This is a genomic window from Pseudomonas sp. GM49 (assembly GCF_000282355.1).
GTDB lineage: Bacteria > Pseudomonadota > Gammaproteobacteria > Pseudomonadales > Pseudomonadaceae > Aquipseudomonas.
Window position 1 is genome coordinate 25,360 of the sequence record NZ_AKJL01000073.1, and the last position, 22,681, is coordinate 48,040.

The following is a 22,681-nucleotide window of genomic DNA, read 5'->3' on the forward strand; positions in this document are numbered from 1 at the left end:
AATGGCTCTTACTTGATCAGACCATCCAGCGGCGAAGAGGCGCTGGCATAGAGTTTTTTCGGCATACGGCCGGCGAGGTAAGCCAGGCGGCCTGCGACGATCGCATGTTTCATGGCTTCAGCCATCATGACCGGCTGCTGGGCGTGAGCGATGGCCGAGTTCATCAGCACAGCATCACAACCCAGTTCCATGGCAATGGTGGCGTCGGAAGCAGTACCGACACCGGCATCCACCAGTACCGGGATTTTGGCTTCTTCGAGGATGATCTGCAGGTTGTATGGATTGCAGATCCCCAGACCCGAACCAATCAAACCCGCGAGCGGCATGACGGCGATGCAGCCGATTTCAGCCAGTTGCCGGGCGATGATCGGGTCATCACTGGTGTAGACCATCACGTCGAAGCCTTCCTTGACCAGCGTTTCGGCGGCCTTGAGGGTTTCGATCACGTTGGGAAACAGGGTTTTCTGGTCGGCCAGCACTTCCAGCTTCACCAGGTTGTGTCCATCGAGCAGCTCACGGGCCAGGCGGCAGGTGCGCACGGCTTCGATGGCGTCGTAGCAACCGGCAGTGTTCGGCAGGAAGGTGTAGCGATCCGGCGACAGCACTTCGAGCAGGTTCGGCTCGCCCTCGATCTGGCCGAGGTTGGTACGGCGCACGGCGAAAGTCACGATCTCGGCACCCGAGGCTTCGATGGCCAGGCGGGTTTCTTCCATGTCACGGTACTTGCCGGTACCGACCAGCAAACGCGACTGGTAAGTACGACCGGCCAGGACGAAAGGCTTGTCGCTACGAACGATGCTCATGGGAAATCCTCTGTAGGGGTGAGGTTCTTGCAGAATTCTGTGGCCACTCGGCCGAGGCTACTAGCCGCCGCCGATGGCGTGCACCACTTCGACGGTATCGCCGTCGTTCAACGCGGTGTCTGCATGCTGACTGCGCGGGACGATATCCAGATTGAGTTCGACCGCCACCCGGCGTCCGGTCAGGTCCAGACGGGTCAGCAGGGCCGCAACGGTTTCACCGTCGGGCAGTTCAAAGGATTCGCCGTTCAACTGAATGCGCATGCCGGATGCCGCCATCATTTTTAGGGGCAGGCATTCTAGCTTGATCATGACCTAAAGGTCAGCAACAAGCGTCAAGCGGTAGGTTACAAACGCCAGGCGGCCAGGCCCAGGCAAAACCAGCCCACCAGGAAGGCCAGGCCACCGAACGGGGTGATGATGCCGAGCTTGCTGATGCCCGTCAGCGTCAATACATACAGGCTGCCGGAGAACAGCAGGATACCGATGGCAAACGATGCGCAGGCCCAAGTGGCGAGTCGACCGGGAATTTGCGTGGCCAGCGCGGCGACACCGAGCAGCGCCAGGGCATGCACCAGTTGATAGGTGACGCCGGTATGGAAGATCGCCAGGTACTCGGCGCTCAGGCGGCTTTTCAGGCCGTGGGCGGCAAAGGCCCCGAGACCGACACCGGTGAAGCCGAAAAAAGCGGCCAGCATCAGAAAGCCACGCAGCATGCAGAACTCCAGTCAGTTTCGATCCAAAGGGTCTGTATAATGGCCCGCTCAACGGGTTCGGCCAAGCCATCTCTATGCTGCGTATCTATTTCCGTCATTTCACCAAGGCCGTACTCTGGTTCATGGGTGGCAGCGTCTTGCTGGTGCTGATCTTTCGCGTGGTGCCGCCACCAGGGACGACGCTGATGGTCGAGCGCAAGATCGAATCCTGGTTTGACGGCGAACCCATCGACCTGCAACGGACCTGGAAACCCTGGGACGAGATCTCCGACGACCTCAAGGTGGCGGTGATTGCCGGCGAAGACCAGAAATTCCCGGAGCACTGGGGCTTCGATATCGGCGCGATTCAGGCGGCGTTTGCCCACAACGAGCGCGGCGGTTCGATCCGTGGCGCCAGCACCCTGAGCCAGCAAGTCTCGAAAAACCTGTTCCTGTGGTCTGGCCGCAGCTGGCTGCGCAAAGGCCTGGAAGCCTGGTTCACCGGGCTGATCGAAGTGTTCTGGCCCAAGCAGCGGATTCTTGAGGTGTACCTCAACAGTGTCGAGTGGGATGACGGTGTGTTTGGCGCCGAAGCGGCGGCCCGGCATCACTTTGGCGTGAGCGCTAAAGGCCTCAGCCGCCAGCAGTCGAGCTTGTTGGCCGCAGTACTGCCCAACCCGCGGGTTTGGAGTGCGAGCCATCCGACCACCTACGTTTCACGTCGGGCCGGCTGGATCAGGCAGCAGATGAGTCAGTTGGGCGGGGACAGCTATCTGATCGGGCTGAACGACTCGCGCCGGGCGCCTTGGGCCGAATAACACTGAAGATCCCCTGTGGGAGCGATGTACCAGGGATCATCGGCACAAACAAAAAACGCCCCGATCAATGATCGGGGCGTTTTTTATTGCCAGGTCGCCGGTTACGCGGCGATCGACAACTTGAGCTTGTTCATCGCGCTCTTCTCGAGTTGGCGAATACGCTCGGCCGACACGTTGTACTTCTGCGCCAGGTCGTGCAGCGTGGCTTTTTCTTCCGCCAGCCAGCGCTGGTAGAGGATGTCACGGCTGCGGTCGTCCAGCACTTCCAGTGCTTCGTGCAGGTTGTGGTTGGAGTTGTCGCTCCAGTCGGCATCTTCCAGTTGACGGGCCGGGTCGTACCGGTGGTCTTCCAGATAGTTGGCCGGCGACTGGAAAGCACTGTCGTCGTCCGCTTCGGCAGCCGGGTCGAAGGCCATGTCATGGCCAGTCAGGCGGCTTTCCATCTCGCGCACTTCCCGAGGCTCTACACCCAGGCTTTCTGCCACGCGATGGACTTCCTCGTTGTTCAACCAGGCCAAGCGCTTCTTCTGGCTGCGCAGGTTGAAGAACAACTTGCGCTGGGCCTTGGTGGTCGCGACTTTCACGATGCGCCAGTTGCGCAGGATGAACTCGTGGATTTCCGCCTTGATCCAGTGCACGGCAAAGGACACCAGGCGCACGCCCATTTCCGGGTTGAAGCGTTTCACGGCCTTCATCAGGCCAACGTTGCCTTCCTGGATCAGGTCAGCCTGAGCCAGGCCGTAGCCGGAATAGCTACGGGCGATATGTACGACAAAACGCAGGTGGGCGAGCACCATCTGCCGAGCCGCCCCCAAATCCTGCTCATAATAGAGACTCTCGGCCAGTTCACGCTCCTGCTCCGGCGACAGCAATGGAATGCTGTTGACGGTGTGCACATAGGCCTCCAGGTTCGCACCCGGGACCAGAGCATATGCAGGTTGCAAAGAATTGGTCATACGAAAAAACCTCCGACTTACAAACTCGTGCAGTTCAGCACTGCGAAAATTGACCGGAAACCGAAAGACAAGTTCCCTAAAACCCAAAAACGCTGAAAGGTCAATACGAGCAAAATGATACTACTTAGGCGCAAGCTCCCTCAGGTGGCGTGCGACTGCAATCCATGCACCGATATACCCCAACAGCACCGCGCCAAGCAAGAGAGACAGACCGTCGGCAACTGGCACTCCAGCCAGAGCAAAATCACTGCCGTACAATCCGGCCAGCCCCACCACCGCGTCATTCAGCCAGTCAAGACCGAACGCCAGTACGCCCCAGGACAGAATCCCCGCACCGAAGCCATACAGCGCACCCATATATAGAAAGGGCCTGCGTACATAGCTGTCAGTGCCGCCGACCAGTTTAATCACTTCTATCTCTGTGCGGCGGTTTTCAATATGAAGACGAATGGTATTGCCTATCACCAAAAGTAATGCAGAAACCAGAAGCACGGTCAGACCGAAGACAAAACGGTCACCCAGCTTGAGGATGGCTGCCAGGCGCTCGACCCAGACTAAATCAAGTTGTGCCTGTTGTACCTTCGGCAGCTCGGATAGTTTTTGTCTTAATGCTTCAAGGGCCGGCTTGTCGACTTCGGTCGGCGTCACCAGCACCACGCCCGGCAGCGGATTCTCCGGCAATTCCTTGAGCGCCTCGCCCAGACCGGACTGTTGCTGGAACTCTTCCAGCGCCTGCTCCCGGCCCACATATTCGGCATCGGCCACGCCAGGCATGCCCTTGATCTGATCGCGCAGCGCTTCGCTTTCGACCGGCTTGGCCTCAAGGTCCAGATACAGGGAAATCTGCGCTGCGCGCTGCCAGGAACCGCCCAGACGCTCGACGTTACTTAGCAAAAGTGACAGCCCCATGGGCAAACTCAGGGCCACCGCCATCACCATGCAGGTGAAGAAACTGCCGATGGGCTGCTTGCCCAGGCGGCGCAGGCTGTCCACCAGGCTGGCGCGATGGCTTTCGATCCAGGCGCGGAACAACGTGGCGAAGTCCGGCCCGTCGTCATCGTCGCGCTTTTTCTTTTGCGGTTGCGGATCGGCGGCTTTCGGGGCCACTCGCTCGGAAACCTTGGGGCTACGTGTTGCACTCATACGGCCGCCTCCCCGTCACCGATCAATCGACCACGTTGCAGCGTCAGCATGCGATGGCGCATGCGGGCGATCAGGGCCAGGTCGTGACTGGCGATCAGCACGCTGGTACCCAGACGATTGATATCTTCGAACACACCCATGATTTCGGCGGCCAGACGCGGGTCGAGGTTACCGGTCGGTTCGTCCGCCAGCAGCAAGGCCGGGCGATGGACGATGGCGCGGGCGATGCCGACGCGCTGCTGCTGACCGGTGGACAGGTCGCCCGGGTACAGATCGGTTTTATCCGACAGCGCCACGCGCTCCAGTGCCGAGTCCACGCGCTTGGCGATCTCGGCCTTGGACAGACCCAGGATCTGCAAAGGCAACGCAACGTTATTGAACACCGTGCGATCGAACAGCAACTGGTGATTCTGGAACACCACGCCGATCTGCCGACGCAAGAAAGGAATCTGCGCGTTGCTGATGGTGCTCAGGTCTTGCCCGGCGAGCAGCAACTTGCCGCTGGTCGGACGCTCCATCGCCAGCAACAGGCGCAATAGCGTGGATTTACCGGCGCCGGAATGGCCGGTGACAAACAAGAACTCGCCACGACGGACTCGAAAGCTCAGCTCATGCAAGCCGACGTGACCGTTCGGGTAGCGTTTACCGACCTGTTCGAAACGAATCATGAACGCTCCCGCTCGGCAAACAATGCCTGGACAAAGGGTTCTGCTTCAAAGGTACGCAAATCGTCGATGCCTTCGCCAACACCGATGTAGCGGATCGGCAAGCCAAACTGCTTGGCCAGGGCGAAAATCACCCCGCCCTTGGCGGTGCCGTCGAGTTTAGTCAAAGCCAGGCCGGTCAATTCGACGGTCTGGTTGAATTGTTTCGCCTGGTTGATGGCGTTCTGGCCGGTACCGGCATCGAGGACCAGCAACACTTCGTGCGGCGCGTCGGCATCGAGCTTGCCGATCACCCGGCGAACCTTTTTCAACTCTTCCATCAGGTTGTCTTTGGTGTGCAGGCGACCGGCGGTGTCGGCGATCAGCACATCGATGCCACGGGCCTTGGCGGCCTGCACGGCGTCGAAAATTACCGAGGCCGAGTCGGCGCCAGTGTGCTGCGCGATCACCGGAATCTTGTTGCGCTCGCCCCAGACCTGCAATTGCTCCACCGCCGCGGCGCGGAAGGTGTCGCCAGCGGCCAGCATGACTTTCTTGCCTTCCAGCTGCAGTTTCTTGGCCAGCTTGCCGATGGTGGTGGTCTTACCGGCACCGTTGACGCCAACGACCAGAATCACGAACGGCTTGTTCTGTGAGGAGACTTTCAGCGGCTGCTCGACAGGCTTGAGCATGGCGGCCAGCTCGGCCTGCAGGGATTTGTACAGGGCATCGGCGTCGGCCAGCTCTTTGCGCGCAACCTTCTGCGTCAGACGCTGAATGATCACCGACGTGGCCTCGACACCCACGTCGGCGGTCAGCAAACGGGTTTCGAGGTCTTCGAGCAGTTCGTCATCGATGACCTTTTTGCCCAGAAACAGGCTGGCCATGCCTTCGCCAATACTGGCGCTGGTCTTGGACAGACCCTGCTTGAGGCGGGCGAAGAAACCGGCTTTGGTTTCTTCGGTGCGTACAGGCTCGACCGGGGCAACCGGTTCGGTTACAACCGATACAGGCGCAGGCGCAGCCACAACGACTAGCGCCACAACCGGCTCGACCACAAGTGCATGAACCGGCGCAGGCGCAAACGCAGCCGGGGCCGGGGCCGGGGCCGGGGCCGGAATCGGCGGGGTCACGTGGGGCGCCAGATCATCTTCGACCAGCGCCACGGGCTCTTCTGCCACGGGCAAGGTCAGCCATGGCTCGGCAGTCGGTGTCAGCGGCGCTTCGATGATTTCGTTGGCTGGCTCGACGACAGTCTCGGCCTGCGGTTGCAATACCGGTTCGGCGACCGGCAGAACAACCGGCGCGGGCGCGTCTATTACTGGGGCCGGAGCCGGAGCCGGAGCTGGCGCAGGTTCAGGAACGGGTTGTGGCTGTTCGACGACGGGTTCCTGCGGCTTTTTGCGCAGCCATCCGAACAGGCTTTTCTTCTCGCCAGCCGCAGCTGGGGTCTTCTTGTCGTCGTTGGAACCAAACATGGAGGACGGCTATCTCACGGTAGCGACGCGCCAATGGCGCCTCGGCAAATAAAAATTCGATGCAGAACAGACTGCGATTGACGCAGCTTGTTCACGCGCAACATTTTGTCGAGGTGAACAACGCCACCTCAAGGAAACGATTTCACACGGGACAGATGCGGCAAAATCGGCGAAAAAGCGGAGTTTAGCTGATAAATATCCACACTCCGTCGCAAACCCATACAACCTGATCAAACATGAGTGCCTGATAGGCGTGGCCGCCAGTAAAACGGATCAGTATCCTAGCACCCTCTCGCCCGCTGACGCTAAGAACAAGCGGGCAGCCCCAAAGGTTTAAAAACGAATGAATGCTCTTGCCCGCCGCGCCGCAGGCCTGCTCCTCAGCACAGTTTTCCTGCCCCTTTCGGCCATGGCCGCCGACCCGCAACCTACCCACGAATTCACCCTCGACAACGGTCTGAAGGTGATCGTACGTGAAGACCACCGTGCGCCCGTGGTGGTTTCCCAGGTCTGGTACAAGGTCGGCAGCAGCTACGAGACGCCGGGTAACACCGGTCTGTCCCACGCCCTGGAACACATGATGTTCAAGGGTAGCGAGAAAGTCGGCCCCGGCGAAGCCTCGCTGATACTGCGCGACCTCGGCGCCGAAGAGAACGCATTCACCAGCGACGACTTCACCGCGTACTACCAGGTGCTGGCCCGCGATCGCCTGGGCGTAGCCTTCGAACTGGAGGCCGACCGCATGGCCAGCCTGCGCCTGCCGGCCGGCGAGTTCGCCAAGGAAATCGAGGTCATCAAGGAGGAACGTCGCCTGCGCACCGACGACAAGCCGATGTCCAAGGCCTACGAGCGCTTCAAGGCCATGGCCTACCCGGCCAGCGGCTATCACACGCCGACCATCGGCTGGATGGCCGACCTTGAGCGGATGAAAGTCGAAGAACTGCGTCACTGGTACCAGACCTGGTACGTGCCGAACAACGCCACACTGGTAGTAGTTGGCGATGTCACACCGGGCGAAGTCAAAACCCTGGCCCAGCGCTACTTTGGCCCGATCGCCAAGCGTGATGTGCCGGCCGCGAAAAAACCGCTGGAACTGGCCGAACCCGGCGAGCGCCAGATCACCCTGCATGTGCAAACCCAACTGCCAAGCCTGATGCTGGCCTTCAACGTACCGAGCATTGCCACCACCGAAGACAAACGCCTGGTCAATGCCCTGCGCCTGATCTCGGCGCTGCTCGATGGCGGCTACAGCGGACGCATCCCGACGCAACTGGAGCGCGGAGAAGAACTGGTGTCTGGCGGTTCGTCGAGTTATGACGCCTACACCCGTGGCGATAGCTTGTTTACCCTGTCGGCATCGCCAAACACACAGAAACACAAGACCATCGCCCAGGCGCAAGCCGGTTTGTGGAGGCTGCTCGACCAGCTGAAAACCACTGCACCAACCGCCGAAGAGCTGGAACGCGTACGCGCACAAGTCATTGCCGGCCTGGTCTACGAGCGCGACTCGATCACCAGTCAGGCCACGGCCATCGGCCAACTGGAAACCGTTGGCCTGTCATGGCAGCTGATGGACACCGAACTGGCCGACCTGGAAAGCGTCACGCCGGAAGATATCCAGAAAGCCGCCAAGCTGTATTTCACCCGCGAACGTCTCAGCGTCGCCCATGTACTGCCTCTGGAGACGACTCATGAGTGAGCGTAAACCCTCCCGCCTGGCCTTGATCGGCCTGGTCGCCGTCGCCATTATCGGTTCCGCCGCGTTCTATTTGTCGCGCCCTGGCCAAACCAATGCCAGCGAAGCCCTGGACAAGGCCAAGGCCAGCCAGAAACTGCAATCACTGACCGAACTCAACGGCAAGGCACCGGACCACCGCAAGCTGGACGTGCAGACCTGGAACACCGCCGAAGGCACCAAGGTGCTGTTTGTCGAAGCCCATGAGCTGCCGATGTTCGACATGCGCCTGATCTTCGCTGCCGGCAGCAGCCAGGACGGCGATGCACCGGGCGTGGCGGTGTTGACCAACGCCATGCTCAACGAAGGCGTGGCCGGCAAAGACGTCGGTGCCATTGCCCAGGGCTTCGAAGGCCTGGGTGCCGATTTCGGCAACGGCGCTTATAAGGACATGGCAATCGCTTCGCTGCGCAGCCTGAGTGCCAAGGACAAGCGCGAGCCGGCCCTGAAGCTGTTCGCCGAAGTCATCGGCAAGCCGACTTTCCCTGCAGATTCGCTGGCCCGCATCAAGAACCAGATGCTCGCCGGTTTCGAATACCAGAAACAGAACCCCGGCAAACTGGCCAGCCTGGAGCTGATGGACCGCTTGTACGGTGATCACCCGTACGCGCATTCCAGCGACGGCACGGCGAAAACCGTACCGGCGATTACCCTGGCGCAACTGCGTGCTTTCCACGAGAAAGCCTATGCGGCCGGCAATGTGGTGATCGCGCTGGTCGGTGACCTGTCCCGCGCAGAAGCCGAGACGATTGCCGCACAGGTTTCCGGCGCACTGCCCAAAGGCCCGGCCTTGCCGAAAATCGCACAACCTGTCGAACCCAAGGCCAGCGTCGGCCATATCGAGTTCCCGTCCAAACAGACCAACCTGATGCTCGCGCAACTGGGCATCGACCGTGACGATCCGGACTACGCCGCGTTATCCATGGGTAACCAGATCCTCGGTGGTGGCGGCTTCGGCACCCGGTTGATGAGTGAAGTGCGCGAGAAGCGCGGTCTGACTTACGGCGTGTATTCGGGCTTTACCCCGATGCAGGTACGCGGTCCGTTCATGATCAACCTGCAAACCCGCGCCGAGATGAGCGAAGGCACCCTTAAACTGGTGCAGGACGTGCTCGCCGACTACCTTAAAACCGGTCCGACCGAAAAAGAACTCGACGACGCCAAGCGCGAACTGGCCGGCAGCTTCCCGCTGTCCACCGCCAGCAATGCCGATATCGTCGGCCAACTGGGCGCCATCGGTTTTTACAACTTGCCGTTGAGTCACCTGGAAGACTTCATGCAACAGTCCCAGGCCTTGACCGTCGAGCAGGTCAAAGCCGCCATGAACAAACACCTGAGCACGGACAAAATGGTCATCGTCAGCGCTGGCCCGACCGTGCCGCAAAAGCCGTTACCGGCCCCTACTGATAAACCTTCCGAGCAGCCGCTCGGGGTTCCGGAGCATTAATGGCCAGTCCAAAAAAACCCGCCAAAAACGTCCACAACGGCGTGAACCAGCTGCGCATCATCGGCGGCGAGTGGCGCAGCCGCAAGTTGAGCTTCCCCGACGCCCCGGGCCTGCGCCCGACGCCAGACCGGGTGCGTGAAACCCTGTTCAACTGGCTCGCACCTTATGTGCCGGGCGCCAGGGTGCTCGACCCGTTTACCGGTAGCGGCGCGCTGTTCCTCGAAGCACTGTCCCGTGGCGCGGCCATGGGCCAGGCGCTCGACGCCAGCAACATCGCGGTGTCCAGCCTGAAGGAGCACCTGGGCACCCTGCGGTGCACCAACGGCCAGGTCCAGACCGCCGACGCCCTGCGCTATCTGGAAACCCAGACCGCAACGGCCTACGACCTGGTATTCCTCGACCCGCCGTTCAACCAGAACCTGCTGCCCGCCGTTTGCAAGTTGCTCGAAGAGCGCCAATGGCTGGCCGAAGATGCCTGGGTGTACACCGAAAGCGAGTCCGCACCTTCGACCCTGGGTCTGCCGGAGAACTGGCGCCTGCACCGGGAACAGAAATCCGGGCGCGTGTACTACTCGCTGTGGCAACGAAGCGCCTGACACTCCGGCGAGATGACGGCTCCCGAGTCGATTGCGGAGTGCACTACATAGTTACCGCCTGACACCTTTGCGGATGATCCACAGTGGTTTGCGTAAATACCTGCAAACCACTGAGGATGTACACGGATGAACATCTCCCGCAGCACATTGGTGCTGTCCTTTATCGCCTGGTTGCCGCTCATGGCTGCCGCGGCATCACCTCCTGCAACACAAGAGTTCTCGCTGGATAACGGTCTCAAGGTTGTCGTGCGCGAGGACCACCGCTCCCCCATCGTCACCGCCCAACTCTGGATAAAGGTCGGTTCAAGCTACGAACCGCCCGGCCAGTCGGGCCTGTCCCACGCCCTCGAACACATGGTGTACAAGGGCAGCAGCAAAGCCTGCGCCGGAGAATTCGCGGCGATATTGGAGAAGCTTGGCGCCAGTGAAAACGCTTTGACTGGCACGGACTACACAACCTTTTACCAGACATTGCCTTCCTCCCGGACAGGCGTCGCTTTCGAAATACTGGCCGACCTGATGAGTACGGCCGAGCTGGATGCACAGGACTTCGCCCTGGAGCTCAAGGTCATTCAGGAGGAGCGCCGGATGCGCGTTGATGATGAAATCGCCGCGTCGGCTCACGAACGACTGAACAGCATCGCCTACCCGGCCAGCGGCAACCGCACCCCGACGTTTGGCTGGATGCACGACCTGCAGCGAATGAATGCCGTTCAATTGCAGCAGTGGTATCAGGCCTGGTACTCGCCGGACAATGCCACGCTGGTGGTCGTTGGCGATGTTGCGCCTGAGCGGATCAAGGCGCTGGCACAGCAGTACTTCGGCCACCTGCAGCGGCGTGTGACACCTGTGGCGCTTGCCCCCCTCGAGCTGGCTTCTGCCGGTGAACGATCGCTGACCCTGCACGAACCGGTGGCGTCCCCGCGCCTGATCATGAGCTTCAACGCGCCCAGCCTGGCCACGGCACTGGATCGTCGGACCGCCCATGCCCTGCGCTTGCTCAATATGTTACTGGCCGGATCCAGTAGCGCGCGGATCAAACAGCAACTGCAACTGGGCGAGGCGATATTCACTGAGGCCCACTCAGAGTACGACGCCTTCAATCGCGGCGATTCGTTGCTGACCATCACCACACAACTCAATCCGGACAAACTCAACGACCCTGACGAAGCCCTCGCCCGTCTGTGGCAAGTGATCGAGTCACTGAAAAGCAAGGCACCGGAACCGGCAGAACTGGAGCGCGCGAAAAACCTCCTGATCGCTAACACGGTTTATGCGCAGGATGATCTGGAAAGGCAGGCTTACAACTTGGGCCTGCTGGAAACCATTGACCTGGACTGGCGGCTGGTCGATCAGGATACGGATGAGCTGAACAAGGTCACGCCCCTGGATATTCAACAGGTCGCGAAGACTTACCTGACGCGTGAGCGCCTGAGTACCGCGAAAATCTTGCCGGAGAAAAACAATGGATAAGCTCAAAGGCCTCATCAATGGATTGATCATGGCCGGCATGCTATTGAGTGCTCAGGCCCATGCCGCTGCAATCACGGCGCTCCAGAAACCAGTGCTGCAATCGCTCAATGAACCACAGACTCCGGCTATCCACCGCACGCTGTCGATCAAGGGCTACAAAACGCTCAGCGAAACGAAGATCCTGTTCATCCGCACCCCTGGTCTGCCGATGTTTGATGCCTTGGTGAGTTTTGCTGCCGGCAGCGCCCACACCCCGCAGCAACCCGGCCTGGCAGCGGTGACCTTCAGCCTTTTGAATGAGGGCGTGGCGGGCAAGGACGTCAATGCGATACAGGCGACGTTCGATAATCTGGGGGCAAGGCTGGTTATGGACATAAGCCAGGATCGGAGCCTTTTTTCCCTGCGCAGCCTCAGCGACGAAGCCCGGCGCACTCCGGCCCTGGAACTGTTTGCCCAGGTACTCGGCAAGCCGTTGCTGCCTGAGGAGTCCTTGCCTGCTGTGAAATCCCAGCTGCAGTATTTTCTGGACCTTGAAGATCAGTCCCATGCCTTACAAGCCCGACAAGCGAACCTTGGCCAGCTGTTTCCCGGCCACCATTATGCTCAGTCCCTCTACGGAACCCGGGCCGGACTTGCCTCCATCACCCGCACCCAGGCACAAGCCTTCCATCGCATGGCTTACACAACAGGCAACGCCCTGATCACACTGGTCGGCGACCTTACGGAGGAGGAAGCCCAGCGCATTGGTGCGCAGATATCCGCTGCATTGCCCCAGGGGCCGGCCATTGCCGCAATCCAGCCTGTGACAAGCCCGGTGTCCCCAAATCTGCTGCGCATCGAGCGTCCATCCACCCAGGCTTACCTGCGGCTTGCCCAGCCAAGCGTCCTGCGAAGCAGTCCGGACTACGTAGCGCTCAGGATGGCCAGCCAGATTTTCGCCACGCGGCTGATGAATGAACTTCGTGAACGTCGAGGGCTGACCTATCACGTGGAATCCGACCTTTCAGCCCTTCAGGCACACGCAGCACTGAGCATTGAATTGCAGACCCGACCGGAGCAAGCCGATGCCGTGCTGGCCCATATCAAGACGATGTTCAGCGACTTCCTCGCTCAAGGGCCAACCCAACAGGAACTCGACGATATCCAACAGCATTTGGCCGGTAGCGCACCATTGGGCCGCGCTACCAATGCGCAGATTTCGGGCCAGCTGCACAACATTGGCGTCCATGATCTGCCACTGGATCTCGACTTTCCCACACAAGCTGGCTTGAAGCTGAACCCAGCATCAATCAAAAACGCGCTGAACCGACATCACCACGCCGAGCAATGGCGCGTTGTCATCCTGGGGCCGAAGACAGATCAACAATCGCTGCCAGCACCGGGCGAAAGCGCAACCAATACCATGTGTCGCGCACCTGGCAAGATTGTGGCAAGTTAGTTACCCACGACGACGCGGTCGCGGAACTGTCCCGCCGCGTCTTCGGACAGATTCATGATCACTTTCCCCGAGAATAGCTGTGCACCGGCACCCCGCAATGTCCCAACGGCCGTCCTTCACCCCCGCCTTCGGCCTCAGCAATCCGCACTTGCAAACCTTGTGGGGGCCGCTGTGGCGAAAAACCGTGCACATCGAACGCGAGCGAGAACGCTTGTGGCTTGAGGATGGCGACTTTCTCGACCTCGACTGGCACGGCCCGCACAGCGCCGACGCACCGTTGGTGTTGGTGTTGCACGGGCTCACCGGCTCGTCGAATTCGCCTTACGTGGCCGGTATGCAAAAAGCCCTGGGCGACCGAGGCTGGGCCAGCGTCGCGCTGAACTGGCGCGGTTGTTCGGGCGAACCCAACCTGTTGCCGCGCAGCTACCATTCCGGTGCCAGCGAAGACCTTGCTGAAACCATCAGGCACTTGCGGGCCAAACGACCTCTCGCGCCACTGTATGCAGTGGGTTACTCACTGGGCGGCAATATCCTGCTCAAGCATTTGGGCGAGACCGGCAGCGATAGCGACTTGATGGGCGCCGTGGCGGTGTCGGTGCCGTTCCGCCTGGACCATTGCGCCGACCGCATCGACCAGGGTTTCTCAAAGGTCTATCAGGCGCATTTCATGCGCGAGATGGTCGCCTACATCAAGAACAAGCAGCGCCAGTTCCAGCATGATGGACGCGAGGATGGCCTGGCCGCATTGGCCGCGCTTGGCTCGCTGGAAAACATGCGCACGTTCTGGGATTTCGATGGCCGGGTTACCGCGCCGCTGAACGGCTTTGTCGATGCCGAGGATTATTATCGCCGCGCCTCGAGCCGCTACTTCCTCGGCGAAATTCGCACGCCAACCTTGATGATACAGGCCGCCGACGACCCCTTCGTGTTTCCCCACAGCCTGCCGCATGTCGATGAGTTGTCCACGTGCACGCAATTCGAACTGCAGGCCAAGGGCGGGCATGTCGGCTTCGTCGACGGCACGCTCAGGCAACCCGGTTACTACCTTGAGCGGCGCATCCCCGAGTGGCTGGCCGCCACAGGGCGCGCTTGAATCATGGGCGCAAATCAAGGCGAGTCGATCCACTTCTGGCAAACCCCGCCACTGGCCGGGGTGGAGTTATTGTCCGCCCGCTACATCGATCATCGTTTCGCGCCCCATGTGCATGACGGCTATGTGATCGGCATGATCATGGCCGGTGCCCAGCGCTATCGCTATCGCGGTGCCGAACACCTCGCGGGCAGCGGCACGCTGGTGCTGATCAACCCCGATGAATTGCACACCGGTCACAAAGGCACCGAGGATGGCTGGCTTTACCGGGCGTTTTATCCCGACAGCGGGCAGATAACCTCGCTGCTGGCCGAACTCGAACTGCCAACCCTTCACCTGCCGGCCTTCGGTGCCACGCTGTATCGCGATCAGGATCTGGTGAACGGCTTCTGCCAACTCCATCGCTTGCTGGAAAGCCCGGCCACCGCATTGCAGCAACAAACGGTCTGGCGCGAACTGGTGCTGTCGCTGCTGCAGCGTCATGCGGCGGTGCCCGAGGCCGATAGACCCGGCAAGGAACACCGGGCCGTGAGCCTGGCCAAGGAACTACTGCACGCACAACTGGCAGCTCCGCCCTCACTGGAGGCGCTGGCGGCGGCGGTCAATCTCTCGCCATTCCATTTCGCCCGGGTGTTCCGCCGGGCCACCGGCATGCCGCCGCACACCTGGTTGATGCAACAGCGCATCGCCCGGGCCCGGGCGCTGCTGCAAAGTGGTTGTCTCCCGCTGGAAGTCGCGACACAACTGGGGTTTGCCGATCAGAGCCATCTGAGCCGGCAGTTCAAGCAAGTGTATGGGGTTGGACCGGGAGCGTATCGCAGTGCAAAACGGGGACTCGAGGCTTAACGAGATCTCACAAACACCATCCATCCCTGTGGGAGCGAGCTTGCTCGCGATGGCGGCTTAACAATCAGCATCAATATTGAATGTGATGGCCCCATCGCGAGCAAGCTCGCTCCCACAGGGTTATGTGGCGTTTATTCGCCGGTGGCAACGCCCCGCGCAGGCTCGTTGATCCACTCGCTCCACGACCCGGCATACAACGAACCCAACGGATAACCGGCCAGGCACAACGCAAACAGGTTGTGGCACGCTGTCACGCCGGAACCGCAGTACGCCACCAGATCATTCGGCGAACGATCGCCCAGTTTTGCGGCGAAACGCTGCTTGAGCTGATCGGCCGGGAGGAAGCGCCCGTCGCTGCCCAGATTGTCGGTAAACGCCGCACATTGAGCGCCAGGAATGTGCCCGGCAACCGGATCGATCGGCTCCACTTCACCCTTGAAACGCGGCAGTGCGCGGGCATCAATCAGGGTCAGCTCCGGCCGGGCGAGGCGCTTTTGCAGCTGCTCGGCACTGATCAGCAACGCCGTGTCAGGACTGCCAGTGAAGGAGCCACGGGTGATTGCAGGCGCATCCAGACTCAGCGGCAAACCAGCCGCGTGCCACGCCTTGAGGCCGCCATCGAGGATGAACACACCGTCGCGCTTGCCCAACCAGGCCAGCAACCACCAGGCCCGCGCCGCATAGGCGCCCGGACCGTCGTCATACAGAACCACTTCACTATCGACGTTGATGCCAAAGGCTTGCAGGCGCTCGATCAACTGCGCCGGCTCGGGTAACGGATGACGCCCGGTCACGCCCTTGACCACGGCGCCACTCAGATCACGCTCAAGGTCGGCGTAGCTCGAACCGGCGATGTGCCCTTCGGCATAGCTGCGTTGACCGTAATCCGGGTCTTCGAGGGCAAAACGACAATCCAGAATCACCAGCCCCGGCTGGTCCTTTTTCAGGTCCAGTGCTTGCGGGCTGATCAGTTGCGCAATGGGCATAACGGGCTCCTGTGATTAAGTCGGCCTTGATCCTACTGTACTTCTTCCAGTGCCTGGGCCAGGGGCACGTAAAACTCTTCGAACAACGCATTGACCGCATCGCGGGACTGATCCGTGACGAACCCGGCTTCCAGCACCAGTACCTGATAAACACCGCGTTTAATGGCTTGCTCGCTGAGGTGGCTGGAGTTCTCCCGCGTGGTGCACAGGAAACGCACCCAGGACGTGAGGATGATCCAGGCATTGAGCGTCAGGGATTCAATCTGCACCTTGTCCATCTTCAGGATACCGGCGGCGACAAAACCTTCGTAGATCGCCCCTCCCTGGATCAGACAGCGCTGGGAAAAACGTCGATAGCGGTCGGCCAGGTCCGGATCGCTGTCGAGCAAATGTTCGAGATCGCGATGCAGAAACCGGTAGCGCCACATCGCCGCCAGCAGTTCCTTAAGGTAGAAGCGCTTGTCTTCCACCGTGGCGGCACGGCCCTGGGGCGGGCGCAGGAAGCTGTCCACCAGGCTTTCGTACTCGCTGAACAGCACGGCGATGATCGCCTGCTTGTTCGGGAAGTGGTAGTACAGGTTGCCCGGGGAAATTTCCATATGGGCAGCAATGTGGTTGGTGCTGATGCTGCGCTCGCCCTGTTGATTGAACAGCTCCAGGCTGTTCTGCACGATGCGCTCGCTGGTTTTGATCCGTGGGGCCATTGGCTTGAGCTTTAATTCAGAGTGCGTTGACGGGCATCTTAGATCTATCCGCGAGCGGATAAAACAAAGCTGTTCCAGGATGTCATTTGACTTTATAGAGCATAAACTCTAGAAAGTGCCTCATTACAATAAATCCGGAGCCGACCATGACTGCTGAAATTTCCTACCTGCAGAACCTACAGCAGCCGCTGGAAGAGCTTCAGGCCCTGTTCGACGCTCAGCGTGCCGCCTACGCCGCCAACCCGATGCCTCCGGCTGCGCAGCGCCTGCAATGGCTCAAGGCGCTAAAGGATTTGTTGAACAATGAACGCCAGGCCCTGATCGATGCGATCAGCCAGGACTTCAGTCATCGCAGCGCCGATGAAACCCTGCTCGCCGAGCTGATGCCTAGCCTGCACGGCATCCATTACGCCAGCAAACACCTCAAGGGCTGGATGCGAGCCTCGCGGCGCAAGGTGGGCGCAGCATTCCAGCCAGCGTCGGCCAAAGTCGTTTACCAACCGCTGGGCGTGGTCGGGATCATCGTGCCGTGGAACTACCCGCTGTACCTGGCCATCGGTCCGTTGGTCGGTGCGCTGTCGGCGGGCAATCGGGTGATGCTCAAGCTCAGTGAATCGACTCCCGCGACCGGCTTGCTGATGAAGCAGTTGCTGGCGCGCATCTTCCCCGAAGACCTGGTTTGCGTGGTCTTGGGCGAGGCCGATATGGGCGTGGCGTTTTCACGCCTGCCGTTCGATCACCTGCTGTTCACCGGTGCCACCAGCATCGGCAGACATGTGATGCGCGCCGCCGCGGAAAACCTGACCCCGGTAACCCTGGAGCTGGGCGGCAAGTCCCCGGCCATCGTTTCCCGCGACGTGCCGCTCAAGGACGCCGCCGAGCGCATCGCCTTCGGCAAGACCTTGAACGCTGGCCAGACCTGCGTGGCCCCGGATTATGTACTGGTGCCGGAGGATCGCGTCGGAGGCTTCGTCGAGGCCTATCGCACGGCTGTTTGCGGCTTTTATCCGACGCTGGCCGACAACCCGGACTACACCGCGATCATCAATGAACGACAACTGGCACGCCTCAACGGCTATATCAGCGACGCCACCAGCAAAGGTGCGCTGCTGATGCCACTGTTCGACCAGGGCCAGGGCCGCCGCATGAGCCATAGCCTGCTGCTCAATGTCACTGACGACATGACGGTGATGCAGGACGAGATCTTCGGGCCGCTGCTGCCGATCGTGCCGTACAAGGATCTGGATCAGGCGTTTGCCTACATCAACCAGCGCCCGCGCCCACTGGCGCTGTATTACTTCGGCTACGACAAGCGCGAACAACAGCGCGTGCTGCACGAAACCCATTCCGGTGGCGTGTGCCTGAACGACACGCTGCTGCACGTCGCCCAGGACGACATGCCGTTCGGCGGCATCGGTGCCTCGGGCATGGGCCACTACCATGGCCATGAAGGTTTCCTGACCTTCAGCAAGGCCAAGGGCGTGCTGATCAAACAGCGGTTCAACGCGGCGAAACTGATCTACCCGCCGTACGGCAAATCCATCCAGAAGCTGATCCAGAAGCTGTTCATCCGCTAACGATCATCACCGTCGGGTAATAACAATAATGAACCCAAGCCTGTCCGATTCACCCGCGCTGTCACGGCGCGGTCTGCTTAAATTCAGCCTCGGCGCCACCGCCTTTCTTGCCACTGCAGGGTTGGGCGCCAGCCTCAGCGGCTGTTCGTCAAGTGTCCCGGCCAGTGGTTTCACCACGTTACGCAGCGGCGATCTGCTGTTTTTGCGGGCGTTGATCCCGGTCATGCTCGACGGTGCCGTAACCCCCGAACGGATGCCCAAGGCTGTCGAGGGCACGCTTGAAAGCCTGGATTACAACCTCGCCCACCTGTCGCCGGAAATGCTCAAGTTGACCCGGCAACTTTTCGATGTGCTGGGCATGGCCGTGACCCGCGGACCGTTGACCGGGATCTGGGGCAGTTGGGAAAACGCCAGCGCCGACGATATCCGGCTGTTTCTGAACCGCTGGGAAAACAGCTCGTTGAGCCTGTTGCGCATGGGTCACAGTTCCTTGCTGCAACTGGTGATGATGGCCTGGTACGGCCGCAAGGAATCGTGGGCGCATTGCGGGTATCCCGGGCCGCCAACGGTCTGAAATCGAGTCGACCCCATCGCGAGCAAGCTCGCTCCCACACTTGACCGTGTACCTCAATAATAAAAAGAGAACCCGAAGATGCCCGTACCCGATCCGTTCCGCGAAGGCATGGCCCGAGGCTGGAAAACCTGCAACGGCTCGCAACTGACCCAGGACCTGACACTCGAAGCGGACGTGGCGATCATCGGCAGCGGTGCCGGCGGCGGCACCACCGCCGAAATCCTCAGCGCGGCCGGCTACAAGGTGCTGCTGATCGAGGAAGGCCCACTCAAGACCAGCAGCGACTTCAAGATGCTCGAAGACCAGGCCTACAGCAGCCTCTATCAGGAAGGCATCGGCCGCATGAGCAAGGACGGCGCGATCACCATCCTCCAGGGCCGGGCGGTGGGCGGCACCACGCTGATCAACTGGACCTCCAGTTTCCGCACCCCGGAGCCGACCCTGGAACACTGGGCCAAAGAACACAACGTCAAGGGCCACAGCCCGGCGGAAATGGCGCCGTGGTTCGAGAAAATGGAACAGCGTCTGGGCGTCGCGCCGTGGATGGTGCCGCCCAACGCCAACAATGATGTGATCCGCAAGGGTTGCCAGGAGCTGGGCTACAGCTGGCATGTCATCCCGCGCAACGTTCGCGGCTGCTGGAACCTCGGCTACTGCGGCATGGGTTGCCCGACCAACGCCAAGCAATCGATGATGGTCACCACCATTCCGGCGACCCTGGAAAAAGGCGGCGAGCTGCTTTACCTGGCCCGCGCCGAAAAACTCACGATCAGCGGCGACAAGATCACGGGCCTGCAATGTTCGGCGATGGATGAACGCTGCGTCGCGCCGACCGGGCGCACCATCACGGTCAAGGCGCGGCATTTCGTGCTGGCCGGTGGTGGCATCAACAGCCCGGCCTTGCTGATGCGTTCCGGTGCGCCTGACCCGCACAAAAGCCTGGGGAAACGCACGTTCCTGCACCCGGTGAACATGTCCGCTGCGTTGTTCGACGAAGTGGTCAACCCGTTCTACGGCGCGCCGCAGTCGATCTATTCTGACCATTTCCAGTGGCAGGACGGCACCACCGGCAAGATGTCCTACAAACTGGAAGTCCCGCCCCTGCACCCGGCGCTGGCCACGACGTTGCTCGGTGGTTTCGGCCAGGAAAACTCACAGCACATGGCCAATCTGCCCCATACCCACGCCATGCTGGCGTTGCTCCGGGACGGTTTTCACCCGGACAGCCCCGGTGGCAGCGTTCAATTGCGCAGCGATGACACGCCAGTGCTGGATTATCAGCTATCACCATACGCCTGGGATGGCTTACGCCGGGCATTCCACAGCATGGCTGAGATCCAGTTTGCCGGTGGCGCCAAGGCCGTCATGCCGATGCACGCCGACGCCCGTTACGTGAAAACCCTCACCGAAGCCCGCACGCTGATCGACGGCCTGAGCCTGGAGCTGTACCGCACACGCCTGGGCAGTGCCCATGTGATGGGCGGTTGTGCCATGGGTGAAGACCCGACAAAAGCGGTGACCGACAGCCTCGGCAGGCATCATCAACTGGGCAATCTGTCGATTCACGACGGCTCGCTGTTCCCCACCAGCATTGGCGCCAATCCGCAGCTATCGGTCTACGGGCTGACGGCGCAACTGGCGACATCCCTGGCCGAGCGTTTAAAAAATCCATGAAAATAGCGATTATTCCCATCGTCTATAGTGCTTTCTTACCCAACAGGCGACTTGGCCGACCGGGAAGGCTGCGATACCATCCGACTCCCCAACGGATTCCCGCCAGGACGACGCGATGAACCGAGTGTTGTACCCAGGTACCTTCGACCCTATTACCAAGGGCCATGGCGATCTGGTCGAACGCGCCTCGCGCCTGTTCGATCACGTGATCATCGCCGTCGCCGCCAGCCCCAAGAAAAACCCGTTGTTTCCCATGGAACAGCGTGTGGAACTGGCGCGCGAGGTCACTAAACACCTGCCGAACGTTGAAGTCGTCGGCTTCTCGACGCTGCTGGCGCACTTCGCCAAAGAGCAGAATGCCAACGTGTTCCTGCGTGGTTTGCGCGCGGTGTCGGACTTCGAATACGAATTCCAGCTGGCCAACATGAACCGCCAACTCGCGCCGGATGTGGAAAGCCTGTTCCTGACCCCGTCCGAACGTTACTCGTTCATTTCCTCGACGCTGGTCCGTGAAATTGCTGCCCTGGGCGGCGATATCACCAAGTTCGTGCATCCTGCGGTGGCCGACGCCCTGACCGAACGCTTCAAGAAATAACCCTGTAGGAGCGAGCTCGCTCGCGATGAACGTCAACGATAACGAGGGCCACCTGAATAAACGCGGCGCCCTCTTGTCCATCGCCAGCAAGCTGGCTCCTACAGTGCGTCGCACCTGCGTGCAACACGGGCGCCAATGCGGCACAATTGTACGCATTGGTTTATTGCGCCCGGGCCTGCCGCCCCGGCTGGAGTTAGCATGTCCCTGATCATCACCGACGATTGCATCAACTGCGACGTCTGCGAGCCCGAGTGCCCGAACGCCGCCATTTCCCAAGGCGAAGAGATCTACGTGATCGACCCGAACCTGTGCACCCAGTGCGTCGGCCACTACGACGAACCGCAGTGCCAGCAAGTCTGCCCGGTGGATTGCATTCCACTGGACGAAGCTCATCCGGAGACTGAAGAGCAGTTGATGGAGAAGTACCGGAAAATTACCGGCAAGGCTTGAATGTTGTAGCGTTCTTTCGGGCGTCATCGCGAGCAAGCTCGCTCCCACATTAGATCTGCGCCGTTCACAAATCCCCTGTGGGAGCGAGCTTGCTCGCGAAGGCGTCATCAGCCTCACTGAAGCTATGACTGACTATCAGCTCTGACAACGCGGGCAAAAGACGCTGGCACGCTGCCCGAGCTTCACTTCCCGCAGCCCCGTGCCACAGACCTTGCAGTGTTCGCCGCCGCGGCCGTACACGAACAGTTCCTGCTGGAAATAACCAGGCTGACCGTCACCGCCGATAAAGTCCCGCAGCGTGGTACCGCCGCGCTCGATGGCGGCCGCCAGGATGCGCTTGATCTCGATGGCCAGTTTCAAATACCGCGCACGGGAAATGCTCTTGGCTTCGCGGCGCGGGTCGATTCCAGCGGCGAACAACGCTTCGGTCGCATAGATATTGCCGACGCCCACCACCACCGCGTTATCCATGATGAACGGCTTGACCGCCATCGAACGTCCACGGGACTGCTGGAACAGGCGCTCGCCGTCGAACAGGTCGGTCAGCGGCTCAGGTCCCAGGCGGATCAGCAATTCGTGATTGAGCGGATCGAGACTCCAGAGCATTGCGCCGAAACGTCGCGGGTCGGTGTAACGCAGGGCCAGGCCCGACTCCAGCTCGATGTCCACATGCTCATGCTTGGCCGCCGGCAACCCGGCCTCCACCAGACGCAAATTGCCTGACATGCCCAAATGGCTGATCAAGGTGCCGACTTCGGCATTGATCAGCAGGTACTTGGCGCGCCGCTCCACCAGCACGATGCGCTGCCCGGACAAGCGCACATCGAGGTCTTCGGGAATTGGCCAGCGCAAGCGGCGCTCACGCACGATCACCCGGCTGACACGCTGGCCTTCCAGGTACGGCGCGATGCCGCGACGGGTGGTTTCGACTTCTGGCAATTCAGGCATGGCGCTCTCGGATC

General features: G+C 60.7%; 23 protein-coding genes. 13 read left to right on the top strand and 10 right to left on the bottom strand.

The window, feature by feature from the left end:
• Window positions 1–8: 8 nt before the first annotated feature.
• The 3 genes from PMI29_RS22590 to PMI29_RS22580 form a co-directional block, all read right to left on the bottom strand.
• Window positions 9–803: a thiazole synthase gene (locus PMI29_RS22590; RefSeq protein WP_007975390.1), complete on the bottom strand. Its 795-nt coding sequence runs from the start codon at window positions 801–803 to the stop codon at window positions 9–11.
• A gap of 60 nt (window positions 804–863) precedes the next feature.
• Entirely contained in the window at window positions 864–1,064 is a 201-nt protein-coding gene (gene thiS, locus PMI29_RS22585; protein ID WP_162130672.1) for a sulfur carrier protein ThiS, read from the bottom strand.
• Between the two features lie 83 nt (window positions 1,065–1,147).
• Complete coding sequence (locus PMI29_RS22580; protein ID WP_007995465.1) at window positions 1,148–1,516, bottom strand: DUF423 domain-containing protein; 369 nt, start codon at window positions 1,514–1,516, stop codon at window positions 1,148–1,150.
• A gap of 74 nt (window positions 1,517–1,590) precedes the next feature.
• Here PMI29_RS22580 and mtgA point away from each other — a divergent pair, with 74 nt between their 5' ends.
• Complete coding sequence (mtgA, locus tag PMI29_RS22575; protein WP_007995468.1) at window positions 1,591–2,313, top strand: monofunctional biosynthetic peptidoglycan transglycosylase; 723 nt, start codon at window positions 1,591–1,593, stop codon at window positions 2,311–2,313.
• Window positions 2,314–2,414: 101 nt separating this feature from the next.
• Here mtgA and rpoH read toward each other — a convergent pair whose 3' ends face one another.
• The 4 genes from rpoH to ftsY all read right to left on the bottom strand — a co-directional run bounded on the left by rpoH (window position 2,415) and on the right by ftsY (window position 6,534).
• Entirely contained in the window at window positions 2,415–3,269 is an 855-nt protein-coding gene (gene rpoH / locus PMI29_RS22570; RefSeq protein ID WP_007975386.1) for an RNA polymerase sigma factor RpoH, read from the bottom strand.
• 120 nt (window positions 3,270–3,389) lie between these two features.
• On the bottom strand, window positions 3,390–4,412 hold the full coding sequence (ftsX, locus tag PMI29_RS22565) for a permease-like cell division protein FtsX (protein WP_007995470.1): 1,023 nt from the start codon (window positions 4,410–4,412) through the stop codon (window positions 3,390–3,392).
• Window positions 4,409–5,080, bottom strand: a complete 672-nt coding sequence (ftsE, locus tag PMI29_RS22560; RefSeq protein WP_007975383.1) for a cell division ATP-binding protein FtsE — start codon at window positions 5,078–5,080, stop codon at window positions 4,409–4,411. Before ftsE ends, ftsX begins: the two co-directional genes overlap by 4 nt.
• A complete protein-coding gene (ftsY, locus tag PMI29_RS22555; RefSeq protein WP_007995471.1) occupies window positions 5,077–6,534 on the bottom strand; it encodes a signal recognition particle-docking protein FtsY in 1,458 nt (485 codons plus the stop codon). Before ftsY ends, ftsE begins: the two co-directional genes overlap by 4 nt.
• A 343-nt stretch (window positions 6,535–6,877) precedes the next feature.
• Between ftsY and PMI29_RS22550 the strand changes: the two genes are divergently transcribed.
• From PMI29_RS22550 to PMI29_RS22520, 7 genes are all read left to right on the top strand, one after another.
• The gene (locus PMI29_RS22550) at window positions 6,878–8,233 is read left to right on the top strand and encodes a M16 family metallopeptidase (RefSeq protein ID WP_007995472.1); all 1,356 of its coding nucleotides are present in this window, start codon (window positions 6,878–6,880) and stop codon (window positions 8,231–8,233) included.
• Window positions 8,226–9,716, top strand: coding sequence for a M16 family metallopeptidase (locus PMI29_RS22545; RefSeq protein ID WP_007995473.1), 1,491 nt, complete (start codon window positions 8,226–8,228; stop codon window positions 9,714–9,716). Before PMI29_RS22550 ends, PMI29_RS22545 begins: the two co-directional genes overlap by 8 nt.
• On the top strand, window positions 9,716–10,312 hold the full coding sequence (gene rsmD / locus PMI29_RS22540; RefSeq protein ID WP_007995474.1) for a 16S rRNA (guanine(966)-N(2))-methyltransferase RsmD: 597 nt from the start codon (window positions 9,716–9,718) through the stop codon (window positions 10,310–10,312). Before PMI29_RS22545 ends, rsmD begins: the two co-directional genes overlap by 1 nt.
• Window positions 10,313–10,438: 126 nt before the next feature.
• Entirely contained in the window at window positions 10,439–11,785 is a 1,347-nt protein-coding gene (locus tag PMI29_RS22535) for a M16 family metallopeptidase (protein ID WP_007995475.1), read from the top strand.
• Window positions 11,778–13,223, top strand: a complete 1,446-nt coding sequence (locus tag PMI29_RS22530) for a M16 family metallopeptidase (RefSeq protein WP_007995476.1) — start codon at window positions 11,778–11,780, stop codon at window positions 13,221–13,223. The genes PMI29_RS22535 and PMI29_RS22530 overlap by 8 nt, the downstream gene beginning before the upstream one ends.
• 97 nt (window positions 13,224–13,320) lie before the next feature.
• Window positions 13,321–14,316, top strand: coding sequence for a hydrolase (locus tag PMI29_RS22525; RefSeq protein WP_007995477.1), 996 nt, complete (start codon window positions 13,321–13,323; stop codon window positions 14,314–14,316).
• A 3-nt stretch (window positions 14,317–14,319) separates the two neighbouring features.
• On the top strand, window positions 14,320–15,159 hold the full coding sequence (locus PMI29_RS22520) for an AraC family transcriptional regulator (protein ID WP_007995478.1): 840 nt from the start codon (window positions 14,320–14,322) through the stop codon (window positions 15,157–15,159).
• A gap of 131 nt (window positions 15,160–15,290) precedes the next feature.
• Here PMI29_RS22520 and PMI29_RS22515 read toward each other — a convergent pair whose 3' ends face one another.
• Together PMI29_RS22515 and PMI29_RS22510 are read right to left on the bottom strand one after the other, a co-directional pair.
• A complete protein-coding gene (locus PMI29_RS22515) occupies window positions 15,291–16,145 on the bottom strand; it encodes a sulfurtransferase (protein ID WP_007995479.1) in 855 nt (284 codons plus the stop codon).
• A 32-nt stretch (window positions 16,146–16,177) separates the two neighbouring features.
• Complete coding sequence (locus PMI29_RS22510; protein ID WP_007995480.1) at window positions 16,178–16,849, bottom strand: TetR/AcrR family transcriptional regulator; 672 nt, start codon at window positions 16,847–16,849, stop codon at window positions 16,178–16,180.
• A 146-nt stretch (window positions 16,850–16,995) separates the two neighbouring features.
• On the opposite strand from PMI29_RS22510, the gene PMI29_RS22505 reads away from it, so the two are divergent.
• From PMI29_RS22505 to PMI29_RS22485, 5 genes are all read left to right on the top strand, one after another.
• Window positions 16,996–18,426 (top strand): coniferyl aldehyde dehydrogenase, encoded by a 1,431-nt coding sequence (locus PMI29_RS22505; protein WP_007995481.1) that lies wholly within the window; start codon window positions 16,996–16,998, stop codon window positions 18,424–18,426.
• A 28-nt stretch (window positions 18,427–18,454) separates the two neighbouring features.
• Window positions 18,455–19,000 (top strand): hypothetical protein, encoded by a 546-nt coding sequence (locus tag PMI29_RS22500; RefSeq protein ID WP_007995482.1) that lies wholly within the window; start codon window positions 18,455–18,457, stop codon window positions 18,998–19,000.
• 78 nt (window positions 19,001–19,078) lie between these two features.
• A complete protein-coding gene (locus PMI29_RS22495; RefSeq protein ID WP_007995483.1) occupies window positions 19,079–20,674 on the top strand; it encodes a GMC family oxidoreductase in 1,596 nt (531 codons plus the stop codon).
• A gap of 115 nt (window positions 20,675–20,789) precedes the next feature.
• On the top strand, window positions 20,790–21,269 hold the full coding sequence (coaD, locus tag PMI29_RS22490; protein WP_007995484.1) for a pantetheine-phosphate adenylyltransferase: 480 nt from the start codon (window positions 20,790–20,792) through the stop codon (window positions 21,267–21,269).
• Between the two features lie 198 nt (window positions 21,270–21,467).
• Window positions 21,468–21,719 carry a YfhL family 4Fe-4S dicluster ferredoxin gene (locus PMI29_RS22485; RefSeq protein WP_003195146.1) on the top strand — a complete coding sequence of 84 codons (252 nt, stop codon included), beginning with the start codon at window positions 21,468–21,470 and terminating at the stop codon, window positions 21,717–21,719.
• A 135-nt stretch (window positions 21,720–21,854) separates the two neighbouring features.
• Here the strand turns inward: PMI29_RS22485 and mutM are convergent, their stop codons facing one another.
• Complete coding sequence (gene mutM / locus PMI29_RS22480; RefSeq protein ID WP_007995486.1) at window positions 21,855–22,667, bottom strand: bifunctional DNA-formamidopyrimidine glycosylase/DNA-(apurinic or apyrimidinic site) lyase; 813 nt, start codon at window positions 22,665–22,667, stop codon at window positions 21,855–21,857.
• Window positions 22,668–22,681 lie beyond the last annotated feature (14 nt).